Origin of the sequence: Pseudomonas azerbaijanorientalis, assembly GCF_019139795.1 — a bacterium.
Lineage (GTDB): Bacteria > Pseudomonadota > Gammaproteobacteria > Pseudomonadales > Pseudomonadaceae > Aquipseudomonas > Aquipseudomonas laurylsulfatiphila.
In genome coordinates, this window is the sequence record NZ_CP077078.1 from 2359095 (window position 1) to 2384657 (window position 25563).

The following is a 25563-nucleotide window of genomic DNA, read 5'->3' on the forward strand; positions in this document are numbered from 1 at the left end:
AGGTTTCCTGCGGGTGACTGCCCATGAACAGCCTCAGAGATGTCAGCAACGAAGCGGTGCTGCAATTCGGACCCTACGCTTTCCACCTCAGTCAGCGACTGGTGCTGGAGGGCGATCGACCGCTGCGCCTGGGCGGCCGTGCCCTAGACGTGTTGCAGGTGCTGGTCGAACACGCAGGCTCGGTGGTCAGCAAGGACGAGTTGATTGCGCAGGTCTGGCCGCGCTCTGTGGTCGAAGAGATCAACCTGCGCGTGCACATTGCTGCCCTGCGTCGGGCCTTGGGCGACGGACAGAACGGTCAGAGCTACATCGTCAACATTCCCCAGCGCGGCTACAGTTTTGTCGCCCCGGTACAGCATGCGTCGCAGCCTGTAGCGTTCCCGAGCCAGTCCGTGAAAAAGCCCCTGCACAACTTGCCGGCGCGGCTCACGTCGATCACCGGGCGCGATGCGGTTGTCGGCAGCCTGGTGCGGCAGCTACCGGTGCGCCGATTCATGACCCTGGTCGGACCTTGCGGGATCGGCAAGACCACCGTGGCCTTGCGTGTGGCCGAACTGCTGTTGCAACACTATCGGCACGGCGTGTGGCTGGTGGACCTGGCGGCGATCGATGACCCGGCGCAAGTGACCGATCATCTCACGCGAACCCTTGGGCTGGAGGTCGGCATCACGCTGGAGGCGCTGGCGCAGCGGCATGCCTTGTTGGTCCTGGACAACTGCGAACACCTGCTCGAACGCTGCCAGACGTTGGTCGAGACTTTGCTGCAATCGATGCCGCGATTGTCGATCCTCGCCACCAGCCGCGAGCCACTCAAGGCCGCGGGCGAAACCGTATTGCGTCTGCCACCGCTGGCGGTGCCGCCGGCGTCAGCGCTGCGCAGCGTTGCCGAGGTCATGGGCTATTCGGCGGTGCAGTTGTTCGTCAGCCGTGCCCGGGCCCGTCAGCAAGGCTTCACCTTGCGCGAACAAGACCTCAAGGTCGTGCGCGAAATCTGTCGGCGCCTCGACGGCCTGCCGCTGGCGATTGAATTGGCGGCGGCGCAAATCGATGCGCTGGCGCTGGTGGGGTTGCAGGCGCAACTCGATAACTGTTTTCAGTTGTTGTCCCAGGGCCGCCGCACGGCCGTACCCCGGCACCAGACGCTCAAGGCTGCACTGGACTGGAGCTACGAACGGTTGAGTCCGCTGGAGCAATCCGTGTTGCAGCGTTTGGCGGTATTCAAGATGGCCTTCACCCAGGACGCTGCAATAGGCTCGATCAGCGGCGACGCGTTACCGGCCGCCGAGCTGATCGAGGTGCTGGACAACCTCGCGCTCAAATCATTGCTGTCCCTGGAGCAGGGCGGCGGGGTGATCCGTTACCGCTTCCTCAACACCACCCGCACCTACGCCCTGGAAAAGCTCGAACTCAGTGGTGAGCTGCGCACCCTTGAAATGCGTTATGCCGGTTACGTCAGTCAAACGCCCCGGCTTTCAGGCCGGCAAGTGGCAATGCAACTCACCGAGTAAGTGGCGCACGGCCTTAAGGTCCGGCGTGGCAAAACCTTCGGTGAAGCGCTGGTAGACCGGCGCCAGCAATGCATGCGCCCGTTGATGGTGGCCCTGTCGCTGCCACAATTGCGCCAGCGAGGTGGCGCTGCGCAGCTCCCAGGTCAGGGCGCCCTGGATTCTTGCCACGTCGAGCGCCTTGAGCAACAAGGTTTCAGCCATCGCGGCGTTGGCCGGACAATCCATTGCCAGCAGCGTCTCGGCCCTGGCCCGTAGAATCTCTGCCGTGCTCCAGCCCGACGCGCCGTTTTGCGCACGTTCGAGCAAGTCGTCATCGACGCAGGTGGAATCCAGCGTGACCATGATGTCCTTGATCAATCCGACACTTCGTTGCGTGGCGGGGGCGACATCGACGCCGCCGATCACCTGCGCGTAGTGTTGCGCCCAGGTATGGAACAGCAGGACTGAGTGTTTCTGTGCCTGTTGCAACAGCAGGCGCAGGAGTTCGCGGGCGCTGCGGGTGTCACCGTTGTAGTAGGCGATCAGGCAGCCGGCGAGCGCCAGGGTGTAGCAGATCGACGTGCCGTGGTTGATCTGCAACGCGATGTCCAGCGCCTGCCGGGCTGCGCGCCAGGCCTGTTCCGGTTGGCCTCGCAGCCAGAGGATGCGCGCCTGGATGGTCAGCGCCGCGACACTCTGGTCGTATTGCACGCCGAAGCCATGGGTGAAACGGTTGAGATGGCCACTGTGGGCCATGCGTTGCAGTACCTGTTCGGCATGCTCCCCGGCCTGTTGCTGGTCGCCGGAAAAATGCAGGGCAAGCACCCGCAATCGATGGGTGCTCAGGGATAACAGGGCGTCGTCATGCAGTCCCAGTTGATCGAATTGCCGGCTTTGTTGCAGGGCCATCTGGTATTGGCCGCAACTGAGATTGACCGCCAGGTGACCGGAAATCGCCCGCAGTTGACCGGCCACATCGTTGAGTCGTCTGGCCAGGGTTCTGGCACTGACAAAGGCGCCAACGGTTTCGGCGCTCGCGCCTTGAGCGTGGTAACAGGCACTGCCCAGAGCCAGCTTGAGGGTCATCTGCAAACGCGGGCACGGCTCGGCAGACTGCTCGAGCAGGGCCAGGGCCTTGCGCACATAACCGCCGTGTTCCTTGAGCAGTGACAGCTCCTGCCACAGGGGCGTGGACGTCGCCGCCAGGCGTATCGCCAGCGCCTGCGGCCCTTGCCCGTGCAAACCCCAGTCGAGGGCCGCGCGGATGTCCTCCAGGGTCCGGCCATAGCGCTCGAGCCACAGGCCGGTCGAGGTTTTCTCCCATTCGTCCTGCGCCTGTTGCATCAGCGCCAGGCAACGCTCGGCATGGCGCACCCGCGTGCCGGGCAGGTCGGGGCTTTGCGTGAGTTTTTCCAAAGCATGGCTGCGGGTGGTATCGAGCAGACGGTAGTAGACATCCTCATCGCCCACCTCCACATTCAACAGGGACTTGGCGACCAGCTGGGTGATCGAACCGAACACTTCGCGAGGTTCGATGTGTTCGCCGACAATCACCGCCGCTGCGGACTCCAGGGTGAAGCCGCCGCGAAACACGCTCAGTCGGCGCAGGCAGGTCTTTTCGCAGGCGTTGAGCAGCTCGAAGCTCCAGTCCAGTGTCGCGCGCAGGGTCTGATGGCGTGCCGGGGGCGTCTGACAGGGCTGGGTCAACACCCGGAAACTGCTTTGCAATTGCGCCAGCAAGCCGGCTAATCCGAAGTTGCCCACTTGCGCCGCCGCCAGTTCGATGGCCAGCGGAATGCCGTCCAGTCGGTGGCAGATGTCGATCAACAGCGGCAGTTCATCGTCCGTCAGTTCAAAGCTGTCATGGCTGGCCATGGCCCGCTCGACAAACAGTTGCAGGGCGGAAAAGGTCATGGCCTGGGCACGGTCGAGGACGGCGATGGGCGGCGGGCAGTCGAGTGATGCCAGGCGCTGGACGAACTCGCCTTCGGCCCGCAGGCTCTCGCGGCTGGTGGCGAGAATGTGCACGTGCGGCGCACTGCGCAGAATGTTTTCGCAGAGCTGGGCGATGGCGTCGACCAGGTGTTCGCAGTTGTCGATGACCAACAGCATTTGCCTGTCGCGCAGACAGTCGGCAAGGCCGCTCAGGGGCTCGTCATCGTGCAGGGCCAGTTCGAGCAACGTCGCCAGGTGGCCGTCGATCATCAGCGGGCAGTTGATCGGGGCCAGGTCCAGCAGGCGGATGCCGTCCCGGTAGCGACCGATCATTTGTTCGGCGACTCGCAAGGCCACGGTGGTCTTGCCGATGCCGCCGGGGCCGACAAGGGTGATGAAGCGCTGGTGCGGCAGTTGCACCACCAGATTGTCGACCAGCGTCCGCCGGCCGATCATGCGTGTGCGGCGCATCGGCAGGTTATGCCGGCTCGGCGCGCAAGCCATGGGCGCAGACGGTTGTTCGACCTGCTCCCGTGAGTGTGGTGCGACGAAGCTGTACCCGCGCTGGGCCACGGTGACGATGTAGCGCTGACCGGCCTGACCGTCGCCGAGCGCCTTGCGCAACGCGGCCATGTGCACCCGCAGGTTGATGTCTTCGACCACGCTGTCGGGCCAGACCCGGGCGATCAATTGCTGCTTGCTGACCACGTTGCCGGCGTGTTCCAGCAGGATCAACAGGATGTCCATGGCGCGCCGGCCCAGGCGCAAGGGCTGGTCGGCCTCCATCACCAGGCGTTGTCCGGGGTAGACCCGGTAGGGGCCGAAATGCACAGCCTGTTCGGGGGAAAGGGTCAACGAGTCGCTCCTGCTGCAGCCGTCTGGTTCGCGGTTTACGAGCATATTCCTCAGGTTTTTTACGCAGCGCAATGTGCTGCCCCGGTGACTGAAAGGGCAGGCATTGACTCTAGCGTATCGACCAACTGCTGTCGGTCCCGAAAACATTGGGTGCGACAGATGGGCGGGACAGGCCGGGGCTTTTTGCGCGCCAAGGAAAATTAACAACGTTTAACTCGTCGCGCGTCCGGTCTACGCCCAAAACTCTCCGTCTTCAACTTCCACTGAAGGCAGGGATGAAATGTCAGTAAGCCGCGAGCAGCTCGATGTGGGAGCGAGCCTGCTCGCGAAGGCGGTGTCACATTTAGTCTATGCGGTGACTGACACAGCGCTTTCGCGAGCAGGCTCGCTCCCACAAAGGACAGAGCAATGAGCAACGTGGTGGTGGTCTATCACAGTGGCTACGGGCACACCCGGGTCATGGCCGAAGCCGTGGCCGCGGGTGTGGAGCGGCACCTGGGCAGCACTTGCCAGTTGATCCCGGTCGAGGAAGTGGACGAGCACTGGGCGCGGTTGCACAACGCCGACGCCATCATCTTCGGCGCGCCGACCTACATGGGCAGCGCCTCGGCGGCCTTCAAGGCGTTCATGGAGGCCACGTCGGCGTTCTACCTGACCCAGCCCTGGCGCGACAAGCTCGCGGCGGGCTTCACCAATTCCGGTTGCCTGTGCGGCGACAAACTCAACACCTTGCTGCAGATGGCGGTGTTCGCCGCGCAGCACTCGATGATCTGGGTCGGCCTCGACCTGCTACCGGCGCGTTCCGGCACCGGCGCGTTCAACGGTCAACTCAATCGCCTGGGCAGCTCACTGGGCGCCATGGCCCAGTCGAATGTCGAGCAATCCCCCGACGATGCACCGCCCCCCGAGGATCGCTGCACCGCCGCGCACCTGGGCGAGCGGGTGGCGCGCCTGGCCGATCGCCTGAACCCACTTGCGATTTGATTCACCCCCAACCCTCGTTAAGGAGGCATCACCCATGAGCACTTTCACTACCCGCGACGGCGTCGAGATTTACTACAAGGACTGGGGCACCGGTCAGCCGATTGTCTTCAGCCACGGCTGGCCGCTGAACGCCGACAGTTGGGAGTCGCAGATGATTTTCCTGGCCTCCAACGGGTATCGGGTCATCGCCCACGACCGTCGAGGCCATGGGCGTTCCAGCCAGCCGTGGTCGGGCAATGACATGGACCATTACGCCGACGATCTGGCGCAGTTGATCGAGCTGCTCGACCTGCAAGACGCGGTGCTGTTCGGCTTCTCCACCGGCGGTGGCGAGGTGGCGCGTTACATCGGTCGCCACGGCACCGGCCGCGTGGCCAAGGCCGGGCTGATTTCCGCGGTGCCGCCGTTGATGCTCAAGACCGAAGCCAACCCCGGCGGCCTGCCGCTCGACGTGTTCGACGGCATCCGCCAGGCCTCGCTGGCCGACCGCTCGCAGCTCTACATCGACCTCGCCAGCGGGCCGTTTTTCGGCTTCAACAAGCCCGGCGCGAAACCGTCCCAGGGCATGATCGACTGGTTCTGGATGCAAGGCATGATGGCCGGCCACAAGAACGCCCATGACTGCATCAAGGCGTTCTCGGAAACCGACTTCACCGAAGACTTGAAGAAGTTCGACGTGCCGACGCTGGTGGTGCATGGCGACGCGGATCAGGTCGTGCCTTACGAGGCGGCAGGTGTCTCCTCGGCCAGACTGGTCAAAGGCTCGACCCTGAAGATCTACCCGGGCGCCCCTCACGGGCTGACGGACACCCACAAGGATCAGCTCAACGCTGACCTGTTGGCGTTCTTGAAAGGTTAAAAAGCCAGATCAAAAGATCGCAGGCTTCGCCAGCGCCTAAACGCTAGCGTGCATGGCCGAAGGCTGCGATCTTTTGCTTTTAAGGCCATGCACCATCTGACAGCGCCAGGCAAACGGATTGATGCCTTCGCTGCGGGTGAAGAGGTGGCAGAAGTGCGCCTGATCGCAGAAGCCGCATTCGAGGCTGATCTGCGTAAGGCTCATGTCGGTGTACTGGATCAATTGCTTGGCCAGGATTATGCGTTGCCGGCGAATCCAGTCCTGCGGCGAGAGTCCGGTGCTGCACTTGAAGGCGCGGGAGAAGTGACTGCGCGAGAGGGCGCAGGCCTGTGCCAGTTCAGTGACTTCCAGGCTGTCGCCGAGGCGCTCGAGGATCAGTTGTTTAACCAGCCGTTCGCGCTGCGGGCTGAGGCCGCCGGTGCTTTTCTTTGGCACAGGCGTGAATGGCGCGGGCGCGGCATTTTGCTGAACGTGGGCCATGGTGAATGTCCGTGTCGGTAGGCTTCATTCTTGGACCCGAAGGCTCTGGCTTGCGAGTTAATCGTTGTTAATTCCTCGTTAAGCGCGGGACGTCCCGGGTAAAGTCAGACACACTTCTCAACCTCGCGCCTGGCCGAACACACAAGGGAACCGTGCTTATGAACCGTAACGATCTGCGTCGCGTCGACATGAACCTGCTGGTGATTTTCGAGGCGTTGATGTTCGAAAAGAACCTGACCCGCGTCGCGGAAAAACTGTTCATGGGCCAACCGGCGGTGAGCGCCGCGCTGGGGCGTCTGCGTGATCTGTTCGACGACCCGTTGCTGCTGCGCAACGGGCGCGGCATGGAACCGACGGCGCGGGCGCTGGCGATTCTCAGGGAGCTGCAGCCGGCGATGGATACCATTTCCGGTGCGGTCAGCCGGGCCAGGGAATTCGATCCGGCGACCAGTTGCGATGTGTTCCGCATCGGGCTGTCGGACGATGCCGAGTTCGGTTTGTTTCCGCCGTTGCTGCGTCAGTTGCAAGAGGAAGCGCCGGGCATCGTTGTGGTCGTGCGGCGGGCCAATTACCTGTTGATGCCGGCGTTGCTGGCGTCGGGGGAGATCTCGGTGGGCGTGAGCTACACCACGGATCTGCCGGCCAATGCCAAGCGCAAGAAGCTGCGCGATATTCCCTGCAAAGTGCTGCGCGGTGATACCCGGCCGGGGCCGCTGACCCTGGATGAGTACTGCGAACGGCCCCATGCGATGGTGTCGTTTTCCGGTGACTTGAGCGGCAATATCGATCTGGATCTGGCGAAGGTCGGGCGCAGTCGTCGCGTGGTGCTTGGCGTGCCGCAGTTCAGTGGGTTGCGGGCGTTGCTGGCGGGGACGGAGATGATCGCCACCGTGCCGGATTATGCGGCCTGTGCGCTGGTCGAGGGGTGTGGGTTGCGGGCTGAGGATCCGCCGTTCGAGATTGAGGCGGCGCAGTTGTCGATGGCCTGGAGCGGGGTGCATGACAATGATCCGGCGGAGCGGTGGTTGCGGGCGCGGATTGGGCAGTTCATGTCTTTGGCTTTGGATGTTTCTTAGGTGTTGACCTTGGCGGCCTCTGGGCCGACCAGGCTCTTGGTTGATTGAGTACATATCCGTTGCTGCGGTAACGGCGGCTTATGGTTCCGCTCTTACAGCGGGTCACTTTGGCAAACGCCCCAAAGTAACCAAAGGTCTCGCCCCTTACGTACGGCCCCTCGCTTAGGCTCGGCGTTCCTTCGCTCCGGCATTCATCCGGGGGCATTGCCCTCCGGTCGGCTTCGCTTCGACCTGCATGCAATGAGTTCGACTGCGTCGAACGGCGCTGCGCGCCCGTCCCCGGATGAACACCTGCGCTCAGCCTGCCGAGGGGGCGGGTGGATCAAGATCAAGAGCTGCAGGCGAGCTAACGCTCGGCCTGATGAGTGGTGAGAAGCGGCGCGGTGTGGGCTGCTCTGCTTTTGCTCTTCTGTGGGAGCGAGCTTGCTCGCGAAGGCGGTCTGCCAGCCAACCAATTTCTTTCGAATGTACCCAGCCCAACTGTGGGAGCGAGCCTGCTCGCGAAGGCGGTCTGCCAGCCGACCTGATTTTTGCAGATGTCCCCAATCCCTGTGGGAGCGGGCTTGCCCGCGATGGCGGACTGCCAGCCAACCAATCTCTCGCAGATACATGCAAATCAACCTGTGGGCTTGCTCGCGAAGGCGTCATGACAGTTAGCATTGATGTTGACTGACCCACCGCTTTCGCGAGCAAGCCCGCTCCCACAGGGAATGCGCAGTGTTTCGGCAGCTCTGTTTAAAAGCCGTCAGCCTCTATTCCTGAAAACCACGCCGCCTTGCGTCGTTGTCTACAACTACGCCAGAATCCGCCGGCTTGTGCGTCTTGGCCCTGATCTCTAACGTTCTCCGCATCGCTGTCCATGCAGCGATCGGGTTTAGCAGCTCGGTAAATTTCAAGGCTCGCCAGTGTCACCTCAAGATCATTTTGGTCTGCATGATGGTGGCTGTGCGTGGGGCACTTCGGTGCGCCGGGTTCCTTGATCCCTGGTCTGCTAACCCGCGTACAGCCGCCACCCAATTCGTTTAGCAGCGACCTGTGGCGGCTCCATTGATCAAGGAGTTCCACCATGTTCAAACCCACCCCGAATCCCCCCGCCTCACCGCGCAATCCCAGCACAATGTTTGTCATCACCCCCGACATCAACACCGAAACTCTGTTGGCCCACGCCTGCGAATCCCTGGCCTCGGCCAGCATCATGGCCAGTGGTCTTGCAGGCTTTCTGCAGAGCCCGCATCGCAACGCGCTGCTTGGGATTGCGCAGATCATCATGTTGGGTGAGCTGGCGGTGAATAGGGCGCTGGATAATCTCGATCCGCAGGAGTAACCCGGTAGAAGCAACAACAAATAAACCTGTGGGAGCGAGCTTGCTCGCGATGGCGGTGGATCAGCCAACATCAATGTTGAATGTTGTGCCGCAATCGCGAGCAAGCTCGCTCCCACAGGGAACTATGTCGTTTGGTCGCTCTCGGTCTTCCTGCAAACAGAGCACGTACATTCAATTTTTCCTCCTCCCGTCCCGGCACTATCGAATCCTGTCCCGGCGCATCGACGCCGGTGGTTTTTCATTTGTGCAGGTGGGCCATGGACACTTCGCGACGTGATGATCGGGCGCATGACTGGGGGCTGCTGTTCCTGCGGGTCAGCGGCGGTTTGTTTGTGTTGTGGGTGCATGGTTTGCCCAAGCTGCTTTACTACAGTGCCGAGTTGCAGAGCATCGAAGATCCTTTCCACGTGGGCGCGAACCTGACGCTGATGGTGGCGATCTTCGCCGAGGTGGTGTGCCCGCTGCTGATCGTCGCCTGGCTGTTGTTGATCGTGTTCACCAGCATTCTCATCGCCGGGCCGGGACGGCTGGCGCTCAATGTCCGTCTTGCCGGAGCCTTGCGTTATGTCTGATCTCAATCGCCGTGAGCCGGCAAGTCCCGGGCCTGATGAGGTGGTGACGCTGATCGTCAAGCACCGGGTCAAGGCCGGTTTCGAAGCGCCTTATGAAGCCTGGCTGCGCAACATCGTCAAGGTGGCCGCGCAGAATGTCGGGCACCTGGGCGTTGATGTGGTGCGCGGTAAAAACGCCGGCCTCGACACCTATACCTGCGTGCTGCGCTTTTGCTCGACCGAGGCGATGCAGAACTGGCTCGATTCGCCGCAGCGCCAGGCGTTGGTCGACGAAGCCGCGCCGATGCTGGCCGATGGCGACCAGACCGAAGTCAATCCGGTCAACGAGTTCTGGTTTTCGCCCCAGGCCGAAGCCGGTACGCCACCGCCGCGCTGGAAGCAGGCCGTGGTGACGTTGCTGGTGATCCTGCCGCACACCTTGTTGGTGCCGCTGCTCTGGGGGCCGCTGCTACGGCTCAACGCCTTGCTCTCCAACTATGTGGTGGCCACGTTCCTGATCACCCTGACCATCGTGCTCTCGGTGGTTTACATCTTCATGCCCATGGCGACGCGTCTGTTCGCGCCCTGGCTGTCTCCTGCCACATTGCACGAGGAACCCTGATGAACGCCGATCTGATTCTGTTCAATGGTCAATTTCATACCGTTGACCGCGAAAACCCGCTCGCCAGTGCGGTGGCGATCAGCGACGGTCGCTTTGTCGTGGTGGGCAGTGATGCCCAGGCCATGGCCCTGCGTGGCTCGAACACCCAGGTGATCGACCTCAAGGGCCGCTGTGTGATTCCCGGGCTCAACGACTCGCACTTGCACCTGATCCGCGGTGGCTTGAACTACAACCTGGAACTGCGCTGGGAAGGTGTGCCGTCCCTGGCCGATGCCTTGCGCATGCTCAAGGATCAGGCCGACCGCACGCCGACGCCGCAGTGGGTGCGGGTGGTCGGTGGCTGGAACGAATTCCAGTTCGCCGAGAAGCGCATGCCGACCCTGGCCGAGCTCAACCAGGCCGCACCGGACACCCCGGTATTCGTGTTGCACCTGTACGACCGCGCCTTGCTCAACCGCGCGGCGTTGCGTGTAGCCGGTTACACCCGCGACACGCCGAACCCGCCGGGTGGCGAGATCGTGCGCGACGCCAATGGCGAGCCGACCGGCATGTTGGTGGCGCGGCCCAACGCGATGATCCTGTACTCGACCCTGGCCAAGGGGCCGAAGCTGCCGCTGGAGTATCAGGTCAACTCGACCCGCCAGTTCATGCGCGAACTCAATCGCCTGGGTCTGACCAGCGCCATCGATGCCGGCGGTGGTTTCCAGAATTATCCGGACGATTACCAGGTGATCGAGCAGTTGGCGAAGGATGAGCAACTGACCGTGCGCATCGCCTACAACCTGTTCACCCAGAAACCCAAGGAAGAGTTGACCGATTTCAAGAACTGGACCGGCAGCGTGAAGCTGCACCAGGGTGACGATTACCTGCGCCACAACGGCGCCGGGGAAATGCTGGTGTTCTCGGCGGCGGACTTCGAAGACTTCCTCGAACCGCGCCCGGACCTGCCGCAAACCATGGAAGCCGAACTGGAACCGGTGGTGCGCCATCTGGTCGAGCAACGCTGGCCGTTCCGTTTGCACGCGACCTACAACGAATCCATCAGCCGCATGCTCGACGTGTTCGAGAAGGTCAACCGCGACATTCCGTTCAACGGCTTGCCGTGGTTTTTCGATCACGCCGAAACCATCACCCCGCAGAACATCGAGCGGGTGAGGGCGCTGGGTGGCGGCATTGCGATTCAGGATCGCATGGCCTTCCAGGGCGAATATTTCGTCGAGCGGTACGGCGCGAAAGCTGCCGAAGCCACGCCTCCGATCAAGCGCATGCTGGCCGAGGGTGTACCGGTCGGTGCCGGCACCGACGCCACGCGGGTATCGAGTTACAACCCGTGGACTTCGTTGTACTGGATGGTCAGCGGCCGCACCGTCGGCGGCATGGAGTTGCACGCCGAAGGGCTGTCGCGCCTGACGGCGCTGGAACTGTTCACCCACGGCAGCGCCTGGTTCTCGTCGGAGCAAGGCAAGAAAGGCCAGATCAAGGTCGGGCAACTGGCCGACGTCGCCGCCCTCAGCGCGGACTTCTTCAGCGTCGATGAAGAGGCGATCAAGTGGATCGAGTCGGTGCTGACCGTGGTCGGCGGCAAGGTGGTGTACGGCGCCGGTGACTTCGAGAAACTCGGGCCGGCCAGCGTGCCGGTGCTGCCGGACTGGTCGCCGGTGGTGAAGGTGCCGGGCCACTGGCGCCCGACGTCGCCGATGCAGGCCCAGGTTCACCAATGCAGCGGACCCTGTGCGGTGCATTCCCACAGCCATGAACGGGCACGCCTGTCGAACGCGCCGGTCAGCGATTTCGCCGGTTTCTGGGGCGCCTTTGGCTGCTCGTGTTTTGCCTTCTGACGCATTCAAAAAAGCGCCGACCCAACAGGGCGGCGCGGTATGCAACAACCATCCATCAAGGAGCTTCCAATGAGCAACGTTCCGTACAAACGCCTGAACAAAGACGATGCCGTGGTATTGCTGGTCGACCACCAGACCGGTCTGATCTCGCTGGTGCAGGATTTCTCGCCCAACGAGTTCAAGAACAACGTGCTGGCGCTGGGCGACATCGCCAAGTTCTTCAAACTGCCGACCATCCTCACCACCAGTTTCGACAGCGGTCCGAACGGGCCGATCGTGCCGGAGCTCAAGGCGCAGTTCCCGGACGCGCCGTTCATTGCCCGCCCGGGCCAGATCAACGCCTGGGACAACGAAGACTTCGTCAAGGCGATCAAGGCCACCGGTCGCAAGCAACTGATCATCGCCGGTGTGGTGACCGACGTGTGCGTGGCGTTCCCGACCCTGTCGGCCATTGCCGAAGGCTATGAGGTGTTTGTCGTGACCGACGCTTCCGGCACTTTCAACACCACCGTGCAACAAGCGGCCTGGGCACGCATGTCGGCCGCCGGTGCGCACCTGCTGAACTGGTTCTCTGTGGCCTGCGAGCTGCAAGGCGACTGGCGCAACGATATGGAAGGCCTGGCCAACCTGCTGTCCGAGCGCCTGCCGAACTATCGCAACCTGATCAACAGCTACATGAAGTTCACGGCCAAGTAAGACGTACACCTGTGGGAGCGAGCTTGCTCGCGATGGCGGCGTATCAGTCGACACATGTGTTGACTGACAGAAAGCTATCGCGAGCAAGCTCGCTCCCACAGTGTTTTGTGTCAGCCGTGGATCAGCGACTCTGCAGCCACCCCAAAAACCCACCTTTCCTGACCGCCACCGGTTTGGCCATCAACGCCATCCGACTGTTCTGCTGGCGCACCGCTTGCAGCTTGTTCAACGCCCGGTCGACCTCCCGTCGTTGCGCCATGCAGTCGCGGGTCAGGGATTTGTCGAGGCGGTAGATGATGCTTGAGGTCATGGCGGTGAACCGTGCCTGGGAAGGCGTATCGGCGAGGATGCTTTGTTCGCCCATGACTTCACTGGGCCCCATGCGCCCGGCTTCGATCTGCGTGCTGCCGTCGGGGACGGTGGCGCTGACTACGCCGGTGGCGATGACGAACAGACTGTCCGGTACTTCCTCCAGGTCCAGCACCACATCACCGGCTGCGTATTGCTGCGCCACCATGTTCTGGGCCAGGCGATCCCGTTCCTCGGCGCTCAGGGAACGGAAGATTTTCACTTCATCGAGCAAGGCCCGTGCGCGGGTCGACGGCTCGATCACGCCATCGGGTTGCCGGGAAATGCCTGCCGCTTCGAGGTGCCGATGAGCCAGGTCGAACAGTTGATTGCGCACTTCACCCTTTTTGCCCAATTCGGCGATGAAGCCGCTGGCCACGTATTCGGACATGGTTTCGCCGGCTTCCTTGAGCACGGCTTTCGGCGCCGGATCGAGGAGCAGGCTGCTGCTGCCCTGAAGAGTACGGTCCAGGGCATCGAGTACCCGACGCGGGCGAATGTGGTTGGGTACCTGAATGCTGATCGACACGCCGTGCATGTTGAACGGGCGGCTGAGGTTGACGATCTTCGCCTTGGCCGCCACCGAGTTCGGCACCACCGCGGTGCTGCCGGCGCTGGTCAGCAGGTGGGTGGCACGCCAGTCGATGTCCAGCACCTTGCCCTCGATACCGTCGATGGAAACCCGGTCATCGACCTGGTAGGGCTTGGTGGTGTTGAGCACGATGCCGGAGAAGACGTCGCTCAAGGTGCTCTGCAATGCCAGGCCCACCACGATGGCGACGACGCCGGAGGTCGCCAGCAAACCTTTCACTGGCAGTTCCAGCACGTAGCCGGCGCCGGCCACCACCGCAATCAGGAACACCAGTGCGCCGATGACATCCTGCAACAGCCGGCCGCTGTGGCCAATGCGCCGCATCAGGGCCAGGCCGATCACTTCGGTGAGCACCCGCGCCGCGTACAACCACCAGAGAATTCCCAGCGCCGTGGCCCCCAGTTGTGCCACGCGATCATCGGCAAACAACGGCGCCTGCAACGGGCTGACGCCGGCATTGATGAGCACCGCGCTGAACAGCAGAAACAGCGCCAGGCGCACACCGACCCGGCTGACGCGATGCTTGAATGGCGCGAGGTGCCAGAGCAGGGCGTCGATGGCCAACAGCAGGGAACTCAGGGAAAGCAGGTGGGAGAAAATGTATGACATGGGGCTGCTCCGGTGTGCGTAGATCTGAAGAGCGCAGAGGCACTTTGTGGTGGGGGTGAATTCAACACCGTGAACACAGAGTAATAGGGTGCCTGAAAGGGAAATAGCGGCTATAAAGTGTTTGACTGTCAACCAGGAAGTGACAATGAACCCCTTCGAAGATATGCGTATTTTTTGCCAGGTGATGGAGTCTGGAAGCTTCACCGCTGCCGCCGATCAACTGGGGCTGTCCAAGCAGTTTGTCAGTCGTCGCTTGATGCAACTCGAAGAGCGCCTGGGCGTGCGCCTGCTCAATCGCTCGACCCGGCGACTGGATGTCACGCCGCTGGGGCAAAGTTATTACGAGTCAGCCTTGCGCCTGCTCAGCGAAGTCGAACAAGTGGAGCAGGGCATTGCCGGCCAGACCACCGAGCCACGCGGGACCATTCGTGTGAGCGCTCCGCTGTCGTTCGCACTGGCGCATCTGGGCTGCCTGTTGCCGGTGTTTTTGCAGCGCTATCGCGACGTGACGGTGGAGATGGATCTGAGCGATCGGCCTGTGGATTTGCTGGGTGAGGGATACGACCTGGCGTTGCGCATCGGCACGCTCGAGGATTCGACCTTGATTGCCCGGCGGATCGCGTCGATCCAGCGGGTGTACTGCGCAAGCCCGGCGTACCTGGCTGAGCGCGGCACGCCGCTCAAACCTGAGGATTTGCACGGTCATGACTGTCTGCCGTACGGCCATGGTCGACAGGTGCAATGGCGTTTTGCGGGGCAGGGCAAGCCGCAGACGGTCAACGTCACGGGGCGGATGCGGGTCAACAACGGCGAGGTGCTCAGGGATGCGGCTATCGCCAGCCTGGGGATCACGTATTTGCCGGCGTTCATCGTCGGCTCGGCGTTGAAGGATGGACGGCTGGTGGAGGTACTGGAGGATTTGCGGCCGGAGCCGCTGACATTGTCGGCGGTGTATCCGCAGCATCGTCAGAGCTCGCGGCCGGTGCAGGTGCTGGTTGAGTTCTTGCGCGAGGCGCTGGATCAGTCCGAGGGTGGGTTGTAAGGATAGGGTTCACACAATCTACTGTGGGAGCGGGCTTGCTCGCGAAGGCGGTGGGTCATGGGACATTGATGTCGACTGACACACCGCCTTCGCGAGCAAGCCCGCTCCCACAGGGTTTTGTGTTGCATGGGAATCAGTAGGAATCAGCTCCTTTTGTCATCACCGGGTTCGGCATGGACACCACGGTCATCGCCGGGCTCGCCATTGGCATGGACGCCTCGGTCATCGCCGGGTTCGCCATTGGCATGGACGCCACGGTCATCGCCCGGCTCGCCATTGGCATGGACGCCATGGTCATCCCCGGCTTCATCATGGGTGCCGCTGCGTCCTGAGGACGAGGCCGTTCCGGAGTGGCTCGAACCGCTGTTGGCACTGCCATGGCCGCTGTTGCTGCCGTGGTCGCCGCTATGGCCACTGCCGCTGTTGCCGCCACTGCCGCTTCCGCCGTGACTGCCGCCACCGCTGCCTCCATTGCCGCCGCCGTGACTGCCGCCACCGCTGCCTCCATTACCGCCGCCGCCGTGACTGCCGCCTCCGCCGCCTCCGCCGCCTCCATTGCCGCCGCCGCCACCTCCATTGCCACCGCCACCTCCATTGCCACCACCGCCTCCACCACTACCGCCACCACCCCCGCCGCCACCACCACTACCCCCATCCTTGGCCTGAGCACTGGATACCCCGGACAGGCTGTCCGGAATCAGTACGGTAGACGCCGACAGAACCGCGCCAATAGCTACTGCCAGTAAAAGCTTACTGATCTGCATGTCGTTCTCCGTCTTCTTGTTTGAGCCTGGAACGTTGATGAACCCTGCAACGTGCTGCTTTTTTCCCATGGGAGCCTGTTAAACACCTCGGCGGGCTGATTTATTCAGTTGGGTGGTTGAAGAAATGCAACGGACAGCGCGGCCTTGTTCCAAAGGTCAGCGAATACTCGAGGCCAGTTCGAAAATCGGGATGTACATCAGGATCACGATCACCCCGATCAACAGGCCGATGAAGGTCATGAGCAAGGGTTCGAACAGCCGTACGAACCATTCGATCCAGCGGCTGATTTCTTCGTCGTAGAAATCGGCGCTGCGCTCCATCATCTGCCCGAGGTTGCCGGACTGTTCGCCAGCGCGCAGCAGGCGCAGGGAAACGGGGGTCACCAGTTGATTGAGCTCCAGCGCGGTGGACAACGATTGCCCTTCGCGCACCCGTTCGCAGGCCTGGTCCAGGCGGCTGCGGGAGGCGACGGTGAGCAGGTTGCGGACCATGCCCATGGCGGTGACGAGGGGAATGCCGCCTTGCAGCAGAATGCCCAGGGAACGGTAGAAGCGTGCCAGTTCATACATGAAGATGCGCTGGTGCACCGCGGGGAGTTTTTCGATCACGCGGTCCAGTCCCCGCCGAAACGCCGGTTGGCGCTGCAGCAGGACGAGGGCGACGATGATGGCCAGCAAGCCACCGAAGAATTCGCCCTGGTGGGCGTGAAGGAACATGCCGCTGCTCATCAGGATCTGCGATAACCACGGCAGGTTCGACCCCAGCCCTTCGAACACCAGGCTGAAACGCGGCACGACGTAGCCCATCAGGAACAACACCACGCCGCCACCCACTACCAGCAACAGCATGGGGTAGATGGACGCGCTGATGATCTTCTGGCGAACCTCGTCCATGCGCTGTCGATAGCTGACATATCGGCCCAGGGCATCGCCGACGGCACCGGTCTTCTCGCTGGACTGCACCAGCGCCACGTACAAAGGCGGGAAAACGGCCGCCAACTGGCCCAGGGCCTGGGAAAACGATTTGCCCTCGTAAAGCAGGCGCACCAGCTCGCTCAGGGTTTTGCGGGCTTGTGGCGCGTTTTCCTTTTCCGCCAGGCTTTCCAGCGCATCGATCAACGGCAGGCCGGCGTTGAGCAAGGTGGTCAGCTCCTGGCTGAACAACACCAGGTTGAACGTCTCGCGCCTTTGCAGGCGCAGCGCGCGCCAATGTCGCTCGGCATGCAGGCTGAGAACCCGCAGGCCCTGGTCTTCGGCGATGCGCCTGGCTTCGCTTTGCCCCGGCGCATCGACGGTCATTGAGACGACACCGGCCTTGCCGACGGCTTTGAGATGAAAGCGCATGGTCGCCATATCCGTCAGTTCCAGTTGGTGACTTCGGCGTTCTCACCTTCGCCGCCGGGTTGCCCGTCCTTGCCCATGGACAACAGGTCGTACTCGCTGTTTTCACCGGGATAGCGATAGCTGTAGTTGCGGCCCCAAGGGTCTTGGGGGAGTTTTTTCTGCAGGTACGGGCCGGTCCAGCGCGGTTCGTCGGCGGGGGCCGTGACCAGCGCCTGCAATCCCTGTTCGGTCGAGGGGTAATGGCCGACCTCCAGCCGATAAATGTCCAGGGCTTTGCTCAAGCCTTCTATTTGTGCCTTGGCCACTTTCACTTCGGAACGGCCCAACTGGGCGAAATACTTCGGCGCCACGATGCCGGCCAACAGCCCCAGCACCACCAGCACCACCAACAGTTCGAGCAGGGTGAACCCGCTTTGGGTTCGCCGGGCATAACGCAGATGCTGATTCATGATGACCTCGCACGATAGGCAGCAGTGTTGCCATGCAGTTGCATGCAATTGCCATGCTCATGATCGGTGATCCTTCTGCACCCCCCGTGCCATACGCCTTCTCACTTACGGCACAGTGCTTGCGTATGGCTGTTGCACGACTGGCCATTGGGGCAATACCCCCATTTTTCGGGGCCGGGAGGGGAGGTCTGACAATGAAGTTACTCACCACCGGGTTGCTGGGTCTGCTGGTGTTGACCGGCGCCGCCCAGGCCGATGTGTTTGTTTCCATAGACGCCAATGGCAGCTACGTCCTGTCCAATGTCCACCGCCCCGGACGCCACTATGAACGGGTGATCCGAGAACCTGATGCGCCGGTCGTCAGCCTCGACCAGCAGCCGCAGATGATCGCCGCGCAACCCTACGCCGAACTGGTGGCGGCGGCGGCCACGGCCAACGAACTGCCGGCGGCGCTGCTGCATGCGGTGATCAAGACCGAATCGAGCTACAACGCCCGCGCTACGTCACCCAAGGGCGCTGGCGGACTGATGCAGTTGATGCCCGACACCGCCCGCGAAATGGGCGTGACCAACGTCTACGACCCCAAGGCCAACATCCAGGGCGGCGCCCGCTATCTCAAACGCCTGATGACGATGTTCGACAACGATATCCGCCTCGCCGTGGCGGCCTACAACGCCGGCCCGCAAGCGGTGCTCAGCCGTGGCAACGTGGTCCCGCCGTTCGCCGAAACCCAGCGTTATGTGCCCAACGTGCTGAAGCAGTATCGGCGTTTGCAGGGTTTGTCCGCGGATGCGCCGCTGTGATCGAAACCCCGGGGGGGCGATTTTCCCCAATAGTGGGGAATGGTGGCCCCAGTCGGAAAGTGGGGGATTGGGTGGGGAATATCCCCCGGCTTATCAAGTCGTGATTATAACATGCTGATTAATAACGTATTTTTATTGGCATGCGGATTGCTCCAGACGATTTATCGAGAAGTTTTCCCCGATAACCCGCAGCGAGGTCCGAGTCCATGATCGGCATATCCCGCGCTTTGTCCTTGATTAATTTGCAGCGGGTGGCTGCCGACGATTGCCTGACCATCAATCTGCAGAACCTGCTGGCCTACCCCGCCGACGTGCAATTTTGTGTGATGGACAAAGCCTCGGGCCAACCCTTGTCCGGTGACGCTTTGTGTGTTCGGGGCGAACCAGGCGATACCCACTGAGAGGAAACTGACATGAACCGATTCGCGCATCGCGCAATGCTGACGTTCTGCCTGTTGGCCTTCGGTATCGACCAGGTGCCGGCTCATTCGACGGACGAGCACGCCGGGCACGACATGGCAGCCAGGAAGGCCGGCCAGGAGACCGCCCGGATCAGGATTGCCGACGTGGCCTTGCTGGACCAGAACGGCAAGGTCGTCAGCCTGGAAAAAGACCTGGTGAACAACAAGATCGTGGTCATGGGTTTCATCTATACCAACTGCACCACGGTCTGCCCGGTGGTGTCCTCGATCATGGGCAAGGTGCAGAAACGGCTGGGTGCGCGGGTCGGCAACGAGGTGCAACTGGTGTCGATCAGCATCGACCCGCAGCGTGACGATCCCCAACGCCTGAACGACTACGCCCGCACCTTCCAGCAGGGACCGGGCTGGAGCTGGCTGACCGGTTCGCCGCAGTCGGTCGATGCCACCCTCAAGGGCCTGGGTGCCTACAGCGGTGACTTCCAGAACCACTCGCCGCTGATTCTGGTGGGCGACGGCAACAGCCGCCTCTGGACCCGCTATTACGGTTTCACCGACCCGACGGAACTGGCCCGGGCCGTCGAGAAGCTCAGTGGTGAACGCAATACCCACGTCAAGCACACTGCCATTGCCATGGAGCGACAGCCATGAGAGCCATCGACTGCTTCACCCTGGGCATCTGCTACTGCATTTTCAGTTCAGTGGCGTTTGCCCACGAAGGGCATGAGCAGACCGCGCCTGTGGTGTCCGCTGCGCAACCGTCCAGCGGCACCCACGATGCGAAAACCTGGTTCACCGACACGCCGTTGCAGGACCAGAACGGCAACACGCTGCGCTTCTACAGCGACGCATTGAAGGACCGTGTGGTGCTGCTCAATGTGATTTTCACCCGTTGCGACGATGCTTGCCCGCTGATTACCCGCAAGCTCAAAGAAGTGCGTGAAGTGCTCGGCGACAAGGCCGACGGCATCACCTTTATCTCCCTTACCAGTGATCCGCTGCGGGACACCCCGGCGGTACTCAAGGCTTACACCTTGAAACAGGGCATCGATGGGCCCCACTGGTTTTTTCTTACCGGCGACAAGGCGCAAATGGACCTTGTACTGGGTCGTATCGGTCAGATCGTGCCGACCCCCGAGCAGCACTCCACCCACTTGATCGTCGGTGACGTGGCGAACAATCGCTGGAGCAAAATCAGTCCCGATGCCCCGGCGGTCGCCATTGCCCAGCGCCTGCAGTTGCTGACAATGCCCGTGGCCGGACGCTAGCCATGGCCATCAATACTGCCCTCGTCCTTGGCCTGCTGCTCTTTGGCGGCCTCACGCTCAGCGTCCAGGCGCTGCCGCTGAACCTCAGCGAAAGTGCCGGCAAGCGCCTGTACCGCGAAGGTATATCGGCCAGCGGCGAGCCGATCATGGTCCGGGTCGGCGCATCGAACATGCTGCTGCCGGCCACCAGCCTGCCGTGCGCCAAATGTCATGGCGACGACGGCCTCGGGCGCCCGGAAGGCGGGGTGCGCCCACCGGACCTGAACTGGTCGCGGCTGGCCGGCAGCCATGGCCAGCAGCACATCAACGGCCGCAGTTACCCGGCCTACAGCGACAGCACCCTGGCGCAGGCGGTGCAGGAGGGGCGCGACCCCGGCAATAACCGGCTCGATCCGTCGATGCCACGATTCGTGTTGTCGATGAACGATCAACGCAATCTCACGGCGTACCTCAAACGCCTGGCCGAAGACCGCGATCCGGGCCTGACCCCCGACAGTCTGCACCTGGGCACGTTGCTGCCGGGCACCGGGCCATTGAGCGAGGAGAGCGTCACGGTGGCGGCGGTGCTCAAGGGCTGCGTGACGCGTATCAACGAGGCGGGGGGCATTCACGGCCGGCAGTTGCGCCTGACCATCCTCGACCCCGGTACCGATCGCGCCAGTGCCGAAAAGGCGCTGAACCGGTTGATTGATGAAGAGCAGGTGTTCGCCCTGATCGCTCCGCTGGCGCCGGCATTGGACATGGACCTCGGCGTGCACCTGGAACGGGCCGGCATTCCGCTGATCGGGCCGCTGTCCTTGCAGGGCACGCCCCACGCCAGCCCGCAGATATTCGAACCACTACCGGGGCTTCGCGAGCAATTGATCGCCCTGGCCGATTACGCCAGTGCCAGCCTGCGGGTGCTTCAGGGGCCGACGTTGATCGCCTATCCGGACGAATCCGGCCAACGGCTGGCGGCACAGGAACTCAGCCGGTACTTGCAGGGGCGCGCCTGGCAAAAGGTGCGCCTGCAAGCCTACGACCCGAGCGGGGACGACTTGCCCCTGGGCTCGCGCTCGGTGTTTTACCTAGGCACAAGCAGCGGCTTCAGCCGATTGGCCGAGCGCCTGCAAACGGCGGGGCAGGTGCCTTACCTGTTCGCCACCTCGAACCAGGTGGCGGGCAATCTGACCCAGGTGCCCAGCGGATTTTCCCGGCGGGTGTTCCTGGCCTATCCGTTCGTGCCCAGCGACTGGACCCTGGCCGGGCGCCTGGCCCTGACTCAGTTGCGCGAACACCAGGGCCTCGGTGGCCAGCACGCGATACTGCAAGTGGGCGCGTTCAGTTCGATGATGCTGCTCAGCGAAGGCATGAAGCAGGCCGGGCGGGATGCCAGCCGCGAAAAGCTGGTCAGTGCCCTGGAAGGCCTGCATGACTTCGATACCGGGCTGACGCCCCTGATGAGCTTTGGTCCAGGCCGACGCCTGGGCTTGAGCGGTGCCCATATCGTCACGGTGGATCTGCCGGACCAGCGATTCTATCTGGTCGCCCCCTATAAACCTGTCGCTGCCACGCCCTGACCGGAGGCCGATCATGAAACTCGACACTTTGCCGGTCCTGCGGGCCCGACATACCCTGGTCAAGATAGCGCCCGGTGCTGACGCTTCCACAGTCGAGGCCGCGGGTCTACGCTTAACTGCGATCAGGGCCCCCATCGTTGCCGGGGCCGATTTCGGCCACGTTGCCCGTAGCGGGTCCGAAGAGGCGTCGGCCTGCGAAGGGGGTCACCTGGGTTACTTTCCCCGTGGACGGAGGGTGCCGCAGTTCGAGGCTGCAGCGTTTGCCCTGGCACCGGGGGCCATCAGCCACTCGCACCATCGGATCGAGCGGATTGACGATGACTAGGGGGCGTTCCCCAACAGTGGGGGAAAAACTTCAATGCCAATCCGATCGCTTTCCCCGTTTTTGGGGGATGGGATTGCTGTACAAAAAAGGCATTGTTTTTAAATTCAAGGACATGAATGCCTGAAATTACCGGCGCTCAGTCTGGCATGAAGTGTGCGTTAGTCCTCTCAGGGCACGCGCTCCGCCAGGTTCAAAACCCGGACCTGCGGTTTCAAGGAGTCGACCTTGTTGAACAAAGTACTGGTTGTTGATGACGAACAGCTGCTGGCACAAAACCTCCAGGATTACCTGCAGGCGCAAGCGCTGGAAGTCCGGATTGCTCACGACGGTGCACATGGAATCGCCGAAGCAGACGATTTCGCACCCGATGTGATGGTGTTCGATTACCGCTTGCCCGATATGGAAGGCTTTCAGGTGCTCGATGCCGTCCGCCAGAACAGGAAGTGCCATTTTGTGCTGATCACAGGGCATCCAACCGCGGAAGTTTGCGAGCGGGCCCGGCTACTGGGAGTCAGCCATATCCTGTTCAAGCCCTTTCCGTTGGCGGAATTGGCCCGTGCAGTGCTTGATCTTCTGGACAGGCGGCGCGAGCCCAGGCCGGGTGTGAGCACCTCCGAAGGATTCGTCGAACGACGCCAGAGCAGGACCGAGAGTTTCCCGCTGCAGTTGTACGACGGTAGTTGGGTGCTTGCAGATCGCCGAAAAAATACATCGGCTTCCATGGCGCCAGACGACGAACAATTGCTCACCGGGGAGTAGTGGCGCGACAAGACGTTCCGGCCCGTGCCGAAATGGCTCGCCGCGCTGACAGGGTTCAAAGCCCCGGGCGTTGGAGAGCAAGCCATGGACCGTCTATCCCTTGCCGTAGAACCGGCGCAAGTGGAAGGTGTACCGACTCGTTTCACCAGTGAACAACTGGCCCAGGCCCGCGCCCTGGCCACCAGTTCCGGCGAGCGGATGCTGGACACCCTCGGGGAGTTGAGTGAACTGGCTCCCATGCCTTTCATCCAGTGCCTGGGTGTAACCCTGCACTACCCGGTGCTCGACACCGACAGCCTGTTCAGTGCCACCCCGGTGTTCGACCGGGTGACCCTGGCCCAATGCCTCAAGCGAGAATTCATCCTGCTGCGTCACGACGATGCGGTCATCGGCGTGTTCGCCGACCCCTTCGACAGCGCACGCCTGGCCTGGATCGACGAATGCCTGCATGGCGCACCGCTGTACCTGGTGCATGCCAACGACCTGAAGGCCTACCTGGCGCGTCACGAAGAAAGTTTCCACGCGGTGGAATCGCTCAACGCCCATGCCGAGGGCGCAACCGAGATCGACACCCTGCAAAGCCTGTCCCTGACCAGCATCAGCGAAGACGCCAGCGTGGTGGTCAAGCTGGTCAACTCGACGCTGTACGACGCGCTGAAAATGCACGCCAGCGACATCCATCTGGGCACCACCGGCAGCGGCCTGGTGATCAAGTACCGGATCGACGGTGTGCTCAACAACATCAGCAAGATCCAGGGCAGCGAGTTCGCCGAGCAAGTGATTTCCCGGGTCAAGGTCATGGCTGAACTGGACATCGGCGAAAAGCGCGTGCCCCAGGACGGTCGTTTCAAGATCGGCATCAGCGGCCGGCAGATCGACTTCCGGGTGTCGATCATGCCGAGCATTTTCGGCGAAGACGCGGTGCTGCGGGTGCTCGACAAACAGGACCTTGCCGATAAAGTCAGTGGCGTGCAACTGCAAGCCCTGGGCTTTGAAGAAGATACCCTGCGCCAGTTGCGCCGGCTGGCCGCCGAACCTTACGGCATGGTGCTGGTGACCGGGCCTACCGGTAGCGGCAAGACCACCACCCTGTACGCGATGATCACCGAGATCAACCACGGTGTGGACAAGATCATCACCATTGAAGACCCGGTGGAATATCAACTGCCGGGCGTACTGCAAATCCCCGTCAACGAGAAAAAGGGCCTGACCTTCGCCCGGGGCCTGCGCTCGATCCTGCGTCATGACCCGGACAAGATCATGGTCGGTGAAATCCGCGACCCGGACACCGCACAGATCGCCGTGCAATCGGCGCTCACCGGTCACCTGGTGTTCACCACCATCCACGCCAACAACGTGTTCGACGTGATTGGCCGATTCACCCAGATGGAAATCGATCCCTACAGCCTGGTCTCGGCACTCAATGCGGTACTGGCCCAGCGTTTGATCCGTCTGGTCTGCACCAGTTGCAGCGCTCCTTACAGCCCGACAGAAGAAGAGCTGGAGGTCTCGGGGCTCGATCCGCAAAAGGTCGCTCACTATCGGTTCGTCCACGGCAAGGGTTGCGGGCATTGCCGGGGCACCGGGTATCGCGGGCGCAGTGCGATTGCCGAGTTGCTGCACCTGGATGACGAACTGCGGCAAATGATCGTCGAGCGCCAACCCATCTCGAAAATCAAGGCCCATGCCTGCAAACGTGGATTGCGCCTGTTGCGCGAGTCGGCGCTGGAGATGGTGGAACAAGGCCGGACCACTCTCGAGGAGATCAATCGTGTCACTTTTATCTCGTGAGCAATTTGTCGCCGTGCTCGGCGCCAGCGGCGTAGGCCTGGGGTATCGGCAAGGCAGTGCAACCCGCTGGCTGGGCAGCGTCGGCTACATCGACGAAGGTTTCCAGGCCTGGGCGGTGGCCCTCGACACCCTCGACCGTTTGCTGGCCGAGCACGCCGTTGCCAGGGCGGAACTGACGGTGGTGGTCTCCGGACACTTCAGCCGCTATTGCCTGGTGCCCTGGAGCGATCAGATCAGCAGCCCGGCCGAATTGCTCGGCTTCGCCCAACTGTGTTTCGAAGACCTCTACGGTGCACCGACGCAACCCTGGAGCCTGGTGCTGTCGGCCGAACCTGCCGGTTATGACCGCATCGCCACCGCGCTGCCCCAGGACTTGCTCGACCGCCTGCGCACCCTGGTCAGCGCGCGTGGCTTGCGCCTGCGTTCGGTGCAGCCGTACCTGATGGCGGCGTTCAACCATTTCGATAAAAGCCTTGATGCCGGGGACTTCCTGTTCGTGGTCGCCGAACCGGTACGCAGTGTGTTGTTGCTGGCCCGGGAGGGGCGCTGGGCTTCGGTGCGCTCGGTGGGCAGCAGCGACAGTGATGCGGCCCTGACGGCGCTGATCGGCCGTGAGAACCAGTTGCAGGCGTCCACCAGCGAGCGGCCGCTGACGGTCTACCTGCATGCGCCGGCGCGTATCGACTCGCACCCTGATGTACCCGGTGTGCATCTGCGCACCCTCGAAGAAGACCGGACAGCCGTACGCGATTGCCTGTACGTCATGTCCCGGGCGGTGGCCTGA

General features: G+C 62.4%; 25 protein-coding genes. 19 read left to right on the top strand and 6 right to left on the bottom strand.

Features of this window, described 5'->3' with window-relative positions:
• The first annotated feature begins 23 nt into the window (after positions 1-23).
• The gene (locus KSS91_RS10380; RefSeq protein ID WP_217837840.1) at positions 24-1508 is read left to right on the top strand and encodes an ATP-binding protein; all 1485 of its coding nucleotides are present in this window, start codon (positions 24-26) and stop codon (positions 1506-1508) included.
• On the opposite strand, the gene KSS91_RS10385 is transcribed toward KSS91_RS10380, so the two are convergent.
• A complete protein-coding gene (locus KSS91_RS10385; protein ID WP_217837841.1) occupies positions 1473-4277 on the bottom strand; it encodes an ATP-binding protein in 2805 nt (934 codons plus the stop codon). The genes KSS91_RS10380 and KSS91_RS10385 overlap by 36 nt on opposite strands.
• 408 nt (positions 4278-4685) lie before the next feature.
• Here KSS91_RS10385 and KSS91_RS10390 point away from each other — a divergent pair, with 408 nt between their 5' ends.
• Positions 4686-5261, top strand: coding sequence for a flavodoxin family protein (locus tag KSS91_RS10390; protein WP_217837842.1), 576 nt, complete (start codon positions 4686-4688; stop codon positions 5259-5261).
• A gap of 34 nt (positions 5262-5295) precedes the next feature.
• Complete coding sequence (locus KSS91_RS10395) at positions 5296-6120, top strand: alpha/beta fold hydrolase (protein ID WP_217837843.1); 825 nt, start codon at positions 5296-5298, stop codon at positions 6118-6120.
• A 36-nt stretch (positions 6121-6156) separates the two neighbouring features.
• Here KSS91_RS10395 and KSS91_RS10400 read toward each other — a convergent pair whose 3' ends face one another.
• Entirely contained in the window at positions 6157-6600 is a 444-nt protein-coding gene (locus KSS91_RS10400; RefSeq protein ID WP_217837844.1) for a helix-turn-helix domain-containing protein, read from the bottom strand.
• Between the two features lie 158 nt (positions 6601-6758).
• Here KSS91_RS10400 and KSS91_RS10405 point away from each other — a divergent pair, with 158 nt between their 5' ends.
• From KSS91_RS10405 to ycaC, 6 genes are all read left to right on the top strand, one after another.
• The gene (locus tag KSS91_RS10405) at positions 6759-7676 is read left to right on the top strand and encodes a LysR family transcriptional regulator (protein WP_217837845.1); all 918 of its coding nucleotides are present in this window, start codon (positions 6759-6761) and stop codon (positions 7674-7676) included.
• A gap of 1066 nt (positions 7677-8742) precedes the next feature.
• A complete protein-coding gene (locus KSS91_RS10410; RefSeq protein ID WP_217837846.1) occupies positions 8743-9000 on the top strand; it encodes a DUF6124 family protein in 258 nt (85 codons plus the stop codon).
• A gap of 257 nt (positions 9001-9257) precedes the next feature.
• Positions 9258-9572, top strand: coding sequence for a DoxX family membrane protein (locus KSS91_RS10415; RefSeq protein WP_217837847.1), 315 nt, complete (start codon positions 9258-9260; stop codon positions 9570-9572).
• Positions 9565-10173 (top strand): antibiotic biosynthesis monooxygenase, encoded by a 609-nt coding sequence (locus KSS91_RS10420; protein WP_102674535.1) that lies wholly within the window; start codon positions 9565-9567, stop codon positions 10171-10173. Before KSS91_RS10415 ends, KSS91_RS10420 begins: the two co-directional genes overlap by 8 nt.
• Positions 10173-12011, top strand: coding sequence for an amidohydrolase (locus KSS91_RS10425; RefSeq protein WP_217837848.1), 1839 nt, complete (start codon positions 10173-10175; stop codon positions 12009-12011). The genes KSS91_RS10420 and KSS91_RS10425 overlap by 1 nt, the downstream gene beginning before the upstream one ends.
• A 69-nt stretch (positions 12012-12080) precedes the next feature.
• A complete protein-coding gene (gene ycaC, locus KSS91_RS10430) occupies positions 12081-12707 on the top strand; it encodes an isochorismate family cysteine hydrolase YcaC (protein ID WP_102674533.1) in 627 nt (208 codons plus the stop codon).
• Between the two features lie 121 nt (positions 12708-12828).
• Here ycaC and KSS91_RS10435 read toward each other — a convergent pair whose 3' ends face one another.
• Positions 12829-14256, bottom strand: coding sequence for a mechanosensitive ion channel family protein (locus KSS91_RS10435; RefSeq protein WP_217837849.1), 1428 nt, complete (start codon positions 14254-14256; stop codon positions 12829-12831).
• Between the two features lie 145 nt (positions 14257-14401).
• Between KSS91_RS10435 and KSS91_RS10440 the strand changes: the two genes are divergently transcribed.
• Positions 14402-15298 carry a LysR family transcriptional regulator gene (locus tag KSS91_RS10440; protein WP_217837850.1) on the top strand — a complete coding sequence of 299 codons (897 nt, stop codon included), beginning with the start codon at positions 14402-14404 and terminating at the stop codon, positions 15296-15298.
• A gap of 143 nt (positions 15299-15441) precedes the next feature.
• Here the strand turns inward: KSS91_RS10440 and KSS91_RS28485 are convergent, their stop codons facing one another.
• The 3 genes from KSS91_RS28485 to gspG all read right to left on the bottom strand — a co-directional run bounded on the left by KSS91_RS28485 (position 15442) and on the right by gspG (position 17855).
• Positions 15442-16062, bottom strand: a complete 621-nt coding sequence (locus KSS91_RS28485) for a hypothetical protein (protein ID WP_217837851.1) — start codon at positions 16060-16062, stop codon at positions 15442-15444.
• A 156-nt stretch (positions 16063-16218) separates the two neighbouring features.
• Complete coding sequence (locus KSS91_RS10450; protein WP_217837852.1) at positions 16219-17406, bottom strand: type II secretion system F family protein; 1188 nt, start codon at positions 17404-17406, stop codon at positions 16219-16221.
• Positions 17407-17420: 14 nt separating this feature from the next.
• Positions 17421-17855 carry a type II secretion system major pseudopilin GspG gene (gene gspG, locus KSS91_RS10455; protein ID WP_015095760.1) on the bottom strand — a complete coding sequence of 145 codons (435 nt, stop codon included), beginning with the start codon at positions 17853-17855 and terminating at the stop codon, positions 17421-17423.
• Positions 17856-18049: 194 nt separating this feature from the next.
• Between gspG and KSS91_RS10460 the strand changes: the two genes are divergently transcribed.
• The 9 genes from KSS91_RS10460 (at position 18050) to KSS91_RS10500 (ending at position 25563) form a co-directional block, all read left to right on the top strand.
• Complete coding sequence (locus tag KSS91_RS10460) at positions 18050-18658, top strand: lytic transglycosylase domain-containing protein (protein WP_015095759.1); 609 nt, start codon at positions 18050-18052, stop codon at positions 18656-18658.
• Between the two features lie 206 nt (positions 18659-18864).
• Positions 18865-19059 (top strand): hypothetical protein, encoded by a 195-nt coding sequence (locus tag KSS91_RS10465; protein WP_217838488.1) that lies wholly within the window; start codon positions 18865-18867, stop codon positions 19057-19059.
• 12 nt (positions 19060-19071) lie between these two features.
• Positions 19072-19728 carry an SCO family protein gene (locus KSS91_RS10470; RefSeq protein ID WP_217837853.1) on the top strand — a complete coding sequence of 219 codons (657 nt, stop codon included), beginning with the start codon at positions 19072-19074 and terminating at the stop codon, positions 19726-19728.
• Positions 19725-20345 carry an SCO family protein gene (locus KSS91_RS10475; RefSeq protein ID WP_217837854.1) on the top strand — a complete coding sequence of 207 codons (621 nt, stop codon included), beginning with the start codon at positions 19725-19727 and terminating at the stop codon, positions 20343-20345. The genes KSS91_RS10470 and KSS91_RS10475 overlap by 4 nt, the downstream gene beginning before the upstream one ends.
• A gap of 8 nt (positions 20346-20353) precedes the next feature.
• The gene (locus tag KSS91_RS10480) at positions 20354-21904 is read left to right on the top strand and encodes a cytochrome c/ABC transporter substrate-binding protein (protein ID WP_217838382.1); all 1551 of its coding nucleotides are present in this window, start codon (positions 20354-20356) and stop codon (positions 21902-21904) included.
• Between the two features lie 13 nt (positions 21905-21917).
• The gene (locus KSS91_RS10485; protein WP_217837855.1) at positions 21918-22229 is read left to right on the top strand and encodes a peptidylprolyl isomerase; all 312 of its coding nucleotides are present in this window, start codon (positions 21918-21920) and stop codon (positions 22227-22229) included.
• A 225-nt stretch (positions 22230-22454) separates the two neighbouring features.
• Entirely contained in the window at positions 22455-22988 is a 534-nt protein-coding gene (locus KSS91_RS10490; protein WP_041474905.1) for a response regulator, read from the top strand.
• A gap of 84 nt (positions 22989-23072) precedes the next feature.
• Entirely contained in the window at positions 23073-24779 is a 1707-nt protein-coding gene (locus KSS91_RS10495) for a GspE/PulE family protein (RefSeq protein ID WP_217837856.1), read from the top strand.
• The gene (locus KSS91_RS10500) at positions 24760-25563 is read left to right on the top strand and encodes a hypothetical protein (protein ID WP_217837857.1); all 804 of its coding nucleotides are present in this window, start codon (positions 24760-24762) and stop codon (positions 25561-25563) included. Before KSS91_RS10495 ends, KSS91_RS10500 begins: the two co-directional genes overlap by 20 nt.